Annotated in this window: 5 protein-coding genes; 1 reads left to right on the top strand and 4 read right to left on the bottom strand. The window is 75.7% G+C overall.

What is annotated here, in order from left to right:
* Positions 1-179: 179 nt before the first annotated feature.
* Complete coding sequence (locus PAI11_RS05550; protein ID WP_138974122.1) at positions 180-2,861, bottom strand: alpha/beta hydrolase; 2,682 nt, start codon at positions 2,859-2,861, stop codon at positions 180-182.
* Between the two features lie 278 nt (positions 2,862-3,139).
* On the opposite strand from PAI11_RS05550, the gene PAI11_RS23955 reads away from it, so the two are divergent.
* A complete protein-coding gene (locus PAI11_RS23955) occupies positions 3,140-5,371 on the top strand; it encodes an Ig-like domain-containing protein (RefSeq protein WP_007571744.1) in 2,232 nt (743 codons plus the stop codon).
* Between the two features lie 114 nt (positions 5,372-5,485).
* Here the strand turns inward: PAI11_RS23955 and PAI11_RS05540 are convergent, their stop codons facing one another.
* The 3 genes from PAI11_RS05540 to PAI11_RS05530 are packed head-to-tail and all read right to left on the bottom strand — an operon-like array spanning position 5,486 to position 9,327.
* A complete protein-coding gene (locus PAI11_RS05540) occupies positions 5,486-6,607 on the bottom strand; it encodes a LuxR C-terminal-related transcriptional regulator (RefSeq protein WP_007571742.1) in 1,122 nt (373 codons plus the stop codon).
* 42 nt (positions 6,608-6,649) lie between these two features.
* Positions 6,650-7,693 carry a carbon-nitrogen hydrolase family protein gene (locus PAI11_RS05535; RefSeq protein WP_007571740.1) on the bottom strand — a complete coding sequence of 348 codons (1,044 nt, stop codon included), beginning with the start codon at positions 7,691-7,693 and terminating at the stop codon, positions 6,650-6,652.
* Positions 7,693-9,327: an acyl-CoA dehydrogenase family protein gene (locus tag PAI11_RS05530; RefSeq protein WP_007571738.1), complete on the bottom strand. Its 1,635-nt coding sequence runs from the start codon at positions 9,325-9,327 to the stop codon at positions 7,693-7,695. The genes PAI11_RS05535 and PAI11_RS05530 overlap by 1 nt, the downstream gene beginning before the upstream one ends.
* Positions 9,328-9,413: the final 86 nt, after the last annotated feature.

Genomic DNA, 9,413 nt, shown 5'->3' with positions numbered 1-9,413 from the left:
CCGGCGGCTGGCCGCCGGCCGCTACCGGGTCGTGCTGCGAGCGCGGACCGCCGACGGCGCCACCAGCTCGCGGAGCGTGCGGGCGACGGTCCGCTAGCGCGGCCCGCCGGCGCCGCGCCGCGCCGGGTCCCGACGTCCACCCCGCCATCCGCGGCGAACGTCGGGACCTCGGCGCCGGCTCAGCGGACGACCACCGTCCGGACCGCGGTGCGGCGCTGGTTGCCGTCGGCGTCGATCGCCCGCACCACCAGGCGGTAGCGGCCCGCGGCCAGCCGTCGCACGGTCCTCAGCGACCAGGACGAGCGGCCCTTGGCGACCAGCGCGACCGGCGCTCCGCAGCCCATCGAGCGGCCGAGCCGGCCGTCGGCGCCGACGAACCGGCAGCGCTTGCCGGTCGCCTTGGCCAGGCTGACCTGGACCGAGGCGACCGAGCCCTTGCGCGCCGCCCGCTTCCCGCTCCGGCGGCAGCCGCTGTCGGCGGCGCGGCCGCGGACCGTCAGCCGGCGACCGGCGACCGTGGCGCGGGTCACGCGGACCGACGGGGCGGTCCGGTCGACGCAGCGCGTCGGCGACCCGACCTTGGTGGCGCCCGCCAGGCCGAGCACGTCCGGCTCCTTGGCCGAGGGCTGGGCGCGCGGCGTCGCGGCCAGGATCGCCACCGGGTCGGGCCCGCTGGTGCTGCGGCCGGTCGCCGGGCCGGGGCCACCCGGCACGTCGGCCAGGACCTGCGGGCCGGCCGCGGCCTCCTGGAAGCGGACGTCGGCGATCTGGACCGAGCCGGTCGCCGGCTTGCCCTCCTCGCCGAACCGCAGCTCGATCCGCCGGACCTGCTTCAGGTCGACGCCCTGAGCGGCGAAGTCGGCCAGCGGCACGCGGATCTGGTTGAGGATCACGTGGGTCTTCGACGTCGTGTCACCGACCGACGGGTGCAGCGCGTTGCCGTAGCGCTGGTCGGCGGCCGCGACGGTCCCGGTGCGGCCGGCGGCGTCGGTCAGGGCGATCGTGAAGTCCTGCGTCGTCGCCGCGGGGTTCCAGAGCGCCTCGCCGGCGTGGGCCGGGTTGCGGGGGTCGAAGAAGTTGACCGCCGCCCCGAGCGCCAGCGCCTCGAGGCCGCTGACGTCGCCCTTGGCCGCCGGGATCCGGGTCCCGATCGTCGCCGGCTTGCCGGTCGCCGCGAGCGGGTTCTCCCAGGCGAGGGCGAGCTGCAGGCCGTAGGACTGGTTGACGGGACCGTTCTCGCGGATCCCGCTCTGGCCGCCGAGGTCGCCGATCGCCGGCAGCGGGCAGGCCTTGGTCGCCGCCGGGTAGCCGGGCTTGCCGAGCTGGGCGGGCGCGAAGTGGTCCGGCTCCGGGTTGCACCAGTCGTAGCCGCTGGACGTCGTCGCCGGCTTCGGCAGCACGCCGCCGGTGTCGAGGTACGGGTTGGCGAAGCCGCCGCCGGTCAGCGCGGTGCCGACGGCGCTGAGCCCCAGCGGGTCGTCCGGCTCGGGCCGGATCACGTCCTCGCGCTCGGCGGGGGCGGCGAAGTAGCTGGTCAGGGTCCGCTCGGCGCAGGGGATCCGGAGGCCGTTGGTCTGGCCCGCCTGGCCGGTCCGCGAGACGCCGGAGATCTGCTGCGACGGGCAGGCCGACTCGGGCAGCTCGGGCAGGCCCTCGGCGTTGCGCTCGCCGGTCATGTAGGCGTCGAAGCCGGACTCGCCGCCGACGTAGCGGCGGAAGAACGCCGACATCGTCGCCAGGCCGACCTTCTCCTGGTCGCCCATCAGCGCCGGGTCGCCGGAGCCGCGGTTGACGAAGGTGTACGTGCCGCCACCGCTGGCGCCCGAGTCGGTCGCCGGGCTGATCGAGCTGTCGTAGGTCGAGGTCCCGCCCGACAGGCGGATGTTGTTCGGCTGCGTCACCGAGCAGGCGGCGTCGTTGGGGTTGGAGTCCTCGCCGTCGGCGGCCCAGACCGAGTTGAACCAGTTGTGGTTGGTGCCGTGGACGCCGATCTGGACCCGCGGGAACGGGTCGCCCGGGGCGACGTACTGGCTGCGCTCGAAGAAGCGCGCGCCCTGCAGGTTGGAGACGTCGCCGTCGCAGAGCGGCAGCTCCGCCATGAACGGCGTCCCGTAGGGCGCGCGGCGCTCGTAGTCGACCGGCGCCAGCGCGATCACGCCGCGCAGCGGGTAGCGCCGGCCCGGCTCCGGGCGGGTGCGGTTGTAGTCGATGAAGCTCGTGACCGCGTCACCGCCGCGCGAGTGGCCCATCAGGCCGATCCGGGTCATGTCGAGCTTGCCGACCAGCGACCCGCCGATCGTGCTGTCGGGGCCGAGCGGCTCCTGGTTGGCCTTGTAGAGCGCGTCGAGCGCCGCGGCGATCAGCAGCCGCCGCTGGTGCATCCCCTTCGCCATCGGGCTGTCCTGGTAGTACATGAGCTGGTCCTGGTCGAGCGAGACGACCGTGTAGCCCCAGCTGGCCAGGTTCTCGCCCAGGTACGCGTAGCCGCGGTCGTTGCGCTTGAACGCGGTGCAGTCCGGCGCCGAGCCGCTGTCGCAGCTGGAGTGGTTGCCGTGGACCAGGACGAGCACCGGCGACGGCGTCGTGCGGCCGATCGGCGCGTAGAGCGACCCGCGCAGCTGCAGCGTGACCGCGGCCGCCGGCCCGGTCGCCGCGCCACCGCCGGCGGCCGGCTCCTGCAGGTTGACCGTGCCGGCCGTGAACGGGTCCATCGTCGTCACGGCGTAGCTGCCGCGGACCATCGGATCGGGGACGGCGGCGTGGGCGCTGCCGGCCGCGAGCAGCAGCGTCGCCAGCAGCACGGCGACGAGCAGGACCCTGCGACGGGCGAGTGGTCCGGGGGATGTTCGGGCGGTGGTCACAGTTCTCCGTGCGATGGGTCGGGCGGGTGATCCCGCGGGACCGGCGGAAGCGTATGGACGGCCGGGCGAACCGTTTTGCGCCAGGCGGCGAAGAGATCGCGTCCAGGCCTATCCAGTTTGGATCCAATCGTTGCTGAATTGTGGCCCTACACTCCGGCGGTCCTCGACGCGAGCGACCCTCCGGAGGCTGCCGTTCCGGCCCTCCCGGGGACGCCGTCGGCCCGTCGGCCGCTCGCCCGAGGACCCGACCGACCCCGCACCGAGGTGCCGCTCCGCCCATGACCCCCCGGACCATCCGCCGCGCGCTGGCAACGGCGCTCGCGCTCGCCACGATCCCGGCGCTCCTGCCCGCGGCCGCCCAGGCCTCGACCTGGACCGTCGACGACGATCGACAAGAGTGCCCGGGCGCCCGCTACGGCTCGATCCAGGCGGCGGTCGACCAGGCCGCGCCATGGGACACGCTGATCGTCTGCCCCGGCCTCTACGAGGAGCAGTCGACGCCCTTCACCCACGCCAACAGCCCCGCCCAGGCCGGATCCCGCAACGGCCTCACGATCACCAAGCCGCTGACGATCAAGGGCGCCGGCGCCGACAAGGTCACGATCCGGCCCAGCCCGGCGCTGGGGAGCACGCTGGCCGGCACCGCGCCGTACCTGCGCGACGGCGGCGGCAACGTCGTCACGATCTCGCGCCAGTCGCTCGGGTCCTCCGACGACAACGAGAACTTCGTCGACATCTCCGGGGTCACGATCGAGTCGCCGGACGCCTACGCCGAGGCGGGCGTCGCGTTCTTCAACACCTCGGGCCGGATCGCCCGCAGCGTCGTCGGTCCGCTGCGGCGGGCCGCCCCCGACACCGAGCTGGCCAGCCGCCCCCACGGCTGGGGCGTGATCATGACCAACTCGCTGCAGGGCGCCGAGGCCGGCGTCCGCCGCGAGGTCACGATCGAGGACAGCCTCGTGACCGGCTACCAGGCCGGCGGCGTGCTGTTCGACGACGCGACCGGCACCGACGGCGCGGCCTCCAACGCGGTCCGCTCCGGCGTCAAGGCCTACGGCTACGTGACCCGCTCGCGGATCGCCGGCGGCGGTCGCGGATCGGCCGTCCCGCAGACCGGAATCCGCTTCCACGCCGGCCAGCGCGGAGCGGTCGTCGACAGCGACATCGTCGGCAACTCCGGCCCGGACGCGAGCGCCGCGACGGCGCGCGCGTCGGTCGGCCTGCTGCTGACCGACGCCTTCATCGGCGACGACCCGGCCAACCCCGGGACGCCCGCGTTCAGCTCGTCGGGCAACACCTTCTCGGGCAACGGCTACGGAGTCTTCAACGCCGACATCGCCAACGCCGCCGTGCGCGTCGGCGCCCCGGCGGCGGCCCTGGGCAGCTCGTGGGGCTGCCCGGCCGGCCCGGTGACCGGCGCCAGCAACACGACCTCCGGCTGCCAGGGGATCTCCGGCGCCAGCGGCAGCCCGGCGGCGGCGAGCGTCGACGTCGGCACCCCGCTGAGCGTGCCGGCGAGCCACCCGGCCGTCCCCGCCCCGACGCCCGACGCGGCCCCGAGCGCGCGCTTCCTGGACCCGATCGACGGGCTCGAGGTGCCGGTCGGCGGCGAGCTGCAGCCGGTGGTCGAGGCCGCCGACGACTTCGGCGTCCGGGCCGTCGCGCTGCTGGCCGACGGCGCGCCGGTGGCGAGCACCGCGAAGGCGCCCTACGAGTTCCGCTGGAGCCCGATCGCGGCCCAGGCCGGGCGCTCGGTGACGCTCGAGGCACGGGTCACCGATTCGGCCGGCCAGACCACCACGACCAGCGTCCGCGTGGTCGTGCCCGGGACCGCGCCGGGGCCGGATACGACGCCGACCGGGCCGCTGCACCCGCCGGTCCGGACGGTCCGCGCATCGCTGACCGGCGCCGCGACCGTCGGCCGGCGGATCACCTGCCTGCCGGGGACCTGGACCGGGTCGCCGACCAGCTACGGCTTCGCCTGGCTGCGCGACGGCAAGCCGGTCGCCGGGGCGATCGGCAGCACCTACCTGCTGCGCCGCGGCGACACCGCGTCGAGCATCGCCTGCCGGGTCACCGCCCGCAACGGCGACGGCGTCAGCCGCCCGTCGACCTCGAGCGCGGTGACGGTCCGGTTCCCGCAGTCGCGGACGGCGAAGCGGACGATCACCCAGGTCGGCCCCGCGCTGGTGACGCTCTCCCGCACGGTCAAGGTCGGCGCCTCCGGCCGGGCGACGCTCGGCAGCGCGTCCTGCGTGCGGGCCGCGGCGACCCGCTGCACGGTCACCGTCCGCGTCAGCGCCCGGGTCGGCAGTCGCAGCGCGACCGTCTCGCGCACGATCCGCGTCAGCCGCGGCCGCAGCGGCGCGCTGTCGGTGGCGCTGCCGGCGAGCACCCGCTCGGCGCTCCGCCGCGGCGCCGGCGGGAAGCTGACGATCCGCGCCGGCGTCCGCGACGACGCCGGCCTCTCGGCCAGCCGCACGGCGTCGGTGGCCCTGCGGCGGGGCTGACCCCGCACCACCGCGGCAGACGGGCCGCGAGGTCCCGCCGTTCGCCCCGCCATCCGGAGCGAACGTCGGGACCTCGCGGCCGTCGCGTCACCTGCCGGCCGCGACGGCCACCCCTCACGCTCCCTGCTGCCCCCGCGCCCGCAGGTAGGTCGTGACGGCCTCGACCCGGTTGGCCGCGCCGAGCTTGCGCAGGATCCGGGCGACGTGCGACTTGGCGGTCCCGACCGTGATCACCAGCCGGGCCGCGATCTGGGCGTTGGTCGCGCCGGCCGCGACCAGGCCGAGGACCTCGCGCTCGCGGCGGGTCAGCATCGCCAGCGGCGAGTCCGGGTCCGGCTGGTCGGCGAGGATCGCGCGCGCCGCGCTGGTCGCGCCCGAGCCGTCGTGCGGCGTCGAGATCAGCTCCACCCGCGTGTCGACGTACTCGTCGACGGCCGACGCCGCGCGCGCCATCAGCCGCCGGACGTCGGCGCTCTGGGCGTGCATCCGGTCGACCAGGCCGACCCGCTCGATCGCGTGCCCGAGGCCCTCGGCGAAGCCCCAGAGGACGTCGCGGTCGAACTCGTCGACGGCGCGCGGGTCGTCGGGCCGGCGGACGCCCTTGTCGGCGTGGACGAAGCCGATCACCCGGCCCTCCGGCATGATCGGCGCCGCGACGTAGGCGTGGGTGCCGTAGGGGCGGACCAGCGGCTTGTAGGTCGACGGGTGGTGCTGCGCGTCGTGGACGACGATCGGGCGCCGCCGGCGGACCATCTCGGTCTCCAGGATCTGCTCCTGCAGCTGCGCCGGGTGGGCGCGGCTGAAGGACAGCAGCTCGGCCGCCCGGGCCGGATCGTCGCGGTGGTAGAAGGCCTCGGCAACCATCAGCGACCCGTCGACCCGGTAGACCGCGACGCGGTCGAAGTCGCAGGCCTCGGCGACCGCCTCGGGCGCCCCGCGGATGATCGACTCGACCGATCCGGCCTCGCGCAGGCGCACGACCGCCTCGTGGACGCGGACGAACATGTCGAGCCGCCGCGTCAGCTCGACCTCGGCCAGCTCCTCGCGCAGGTCGGCCAGCGCGACCAGCTCGCGGCAGCGGGCGACCAGGTCGGCGGCCGCCTCGTCGGCCGTCTCCTCGATCCGGGCCAGGAGGTCGCGCATCGCGTCGGCGAGCCCGTCCCGGAGCGGCGCCGCCGAGCCCTCGTCCGCCGACACGCCGGCCTCACCGAGCACGTGCGCGACCCGTTGCTGCACCGACGTGCTCCCCGCCCGCGAGGCCTCCCCCATGGCGCGACACTAGACGGCCCGCCCCGCGGCGTCGAGGCCGGCGCCGGCCGGCTCGGGGTCCAGCGGCGGCAGCTGGGCGGCGCTCGCCCGATCCGGCACGTCGGGGCCGGGCGTCCACTCGTGCAGCCCCAGCCGCTTCATCGCCAGGTACTTGGCGCGGCCGTGGAGGTTGCCGACGTACCAGACCAGGTGGGCCGAGAGCGGGAAGCTCGCCGCCCAGAAGGTGTCGGGCGTCGGGTCGCGCGGGCGCGGCTCGGCCAGCTCGACGTCGGCGCCGATCCAGCCCTCGCCGTCGGCGTAGGACATCCGCTCCAGCGGCACCCCGTCGGCGTCGCAGATCTGGGTCTCGCCGACGCACGACGACGACCACGGGATCCCCGGCGCGAGCGGCGTGGCCATCGTGAAGTCGCCGACGTGCGAGGGATGGACGACCGGCACGCCGAGCATCCGCGCCAGCCGCGGCGGCGTCTCGCGGCAGTACTGGCTCAGCAGGTGGTGGTCGCGGTCGCGGAACCAGCGGGCGGCCAGCGGCCAGGTCGGGACCGACGGGAAGTGCATCCCGCCGGCGACCAGCCGCACGCCGCCGGCCCGCATCCGGTGGACGGTCCGGGTCCGGCCCCACTCCCAGCCGTTGGCGCAGCCGATCGTCCCCAGCGAGGTCTCCATCACCCCGTCGTCGCGGCCCGGCCCGTAGTAGTTGTTCTCCCAGAACGACGGCTGGTCCTTGTCGTGGAAGTGGACGCTGCCGTCGGGCTCGGCGAGCGCGTAGGTGCCGCGCGCGTCCTCGCCGCGGACCGCGATGTAGCCGCCGCCGACCAGGCAGTCGTGCCGCCGCGCCAGCCGCCGCAGGACCTGCAGCGGCTCGCCGAGCACCGGACGAGCGACCGTCCGCATCCGCCGGTGGTACAGGTTCGGCGTGGTCATGCTCTCGGGCAGGCAGACCAGCTGCGGGTGATGCTCGGCGACCGCCCGGTCGACCAGGTCCTCGACGTGCCGGAGGTTGGCGTCGACCTCGCCGAGGGCGACGCGGGGCTGAATCGCGACGACCCGCATCAGCCGTCCTGCGGCCGGTGGCGGGCGACGACCGCCGCGGCGTCGACGCTCGCGGGCAGCGCCCCGAAGACCGCCGGCGGGCCGTCGGCCAGGCGCGACGCGCAGAACGCGTCGGCGACCTCGAACGGGGCGCCGCGAACCAGCACGGCGGCCTGCAGCGCCAGCGCGATCCGGGCGGCGAGGCCGCGCGGGTCGGCGGCCAGCCGCTGGGGATCGGCGACCAGCGCCCGCAGCTCGGCGGTCCGGGCGTCGAGCCGGCGGTCGCCCCCGGCCGCGGCGTCGAGCTCGGCGAGCAGCGCCTCGAGCACCGCCGGCGTCCGCTGCACCGCCCGCAGCACGTCGAGCGTCTGGACGTTGCCGGAGCCCTCCCAGATCGACATCAGCGGCGCCTCGCGGTAGCAGCGCGCCAGCCGCGAGTCCTCCATGTAGCCGAAGCCGCCCTGGCACTCGATCGCCTCGGCGGCGTGGATCGGCGCCCGCTTGCAGATCCAGTACTTCAGCGCCGGGGCGGCGATCCGGCGGACCAGCTCGGCGCCCTCGTCGCCGGCCCGCGAGCGCTCGGCCAGCCGCACCAGCCACAGCGCCGCGGCGACGGCGGCCTCGGTCTCCAGCGCCAGGTCGGCGAGGACCGCGGTCATCACCGGCTGCTCGCTGAGCGCGCGACCGAAGGCGTGGCGGTGGTCGCCGTGGTGGATCGCCTCGGCGGTGCCCAGCCGCATGACCGCGGTCGAGCCGAGCACGCAGTCGGTGCGGGTGCCGCCGATCATCGCCATGATCGCCGCGACGCCGCGGCCCTCCTCGCCGACCAGCCGGCCGTGGGCGTCGGTCAGGGTGACCTCGGCGGTCGGGTTGGAGCGGTTGCCGAGCTTGTCCTTCAGCGCCGTGATCTCGAACCCGTTCGGCGTGCCGTCGTCGCGCAGCCGCGGGACCAGCAGGCAGGAGATCCCGGTCTCGGTCTTCGCGAGCACGAAGAACGCGTCGGACTGGATCGCCGAGACGAACCACTTGACCCCGCTGACCGCGTAGGCGTCGCCGCCGAGCGGGCGGCCGACGGTCGTCAAGCCCGCCAGGTCGGAGCCGCCGGCGGCCTCGGTCAGCGCCATCCCGATCAGCGCGCCGTCCTTGGCCTCGGCGGGCAGCTCGCGCGGGTCGTAGACGCCGGAGCTGACGCGCGGCTCCCACTCGGCCGCGACCGCGTCGCTCAGCCGCAGCGCGGGCACGCACGAGTAGGTCATCGCCATCGGGCAGGTCGAGCCGGCCTCGACCTGGGCCAGCAGCATGAACTTGGCCGCCCGCGCGACGTGCGCGCCCGGCCGCTCGTCGGCCCACGGGACGCCGGTGATCCCGTGCTCGACGGCGCGCCGCATGATCGCGTGGAACGCCGGATCGAAGCGGACCTCGGCCGGCCCGACGATCTGCGGCGTGGCCACGTTGGCGATCGTGCCGTCGTCGATCGCGTCGCCCGCGGCGAAGGTCCGGCCGGCGGCGTGGACCTCGGCCAGCAACTCGCCCGCGCCCTCGCGCACGAGGGCGTCGCGCAGCGGCCGGTCGCCCTCCAGCAGGTCGCCGCCCGCGCGACGCGGCGGCGCGCCGGTCCGGGGATCGAGGTCGGGAACCGCTGTCGTCGTGGCCATGACGGCGATCAAACACCCGCGCCGGGGCCCTCCGATAGGGCGTTGCTGTCCCCCGGCATACGGATTGACACCCTTCGGCCCATGGG

Origin of the sequence: Patulibacter medicamentivorans, assembly GCF_000240225.1 — a bacterium.
GTDB lineage: Bacteria > Actinomycetota > Thermoleophilia > Solirubrobacterales > Solirubrobacteraceae > Patulibacter > Patulibacter medicamentivorans.
This window is presented reverse-complemented; position numbering and strand designations above follow the sequence as displayed.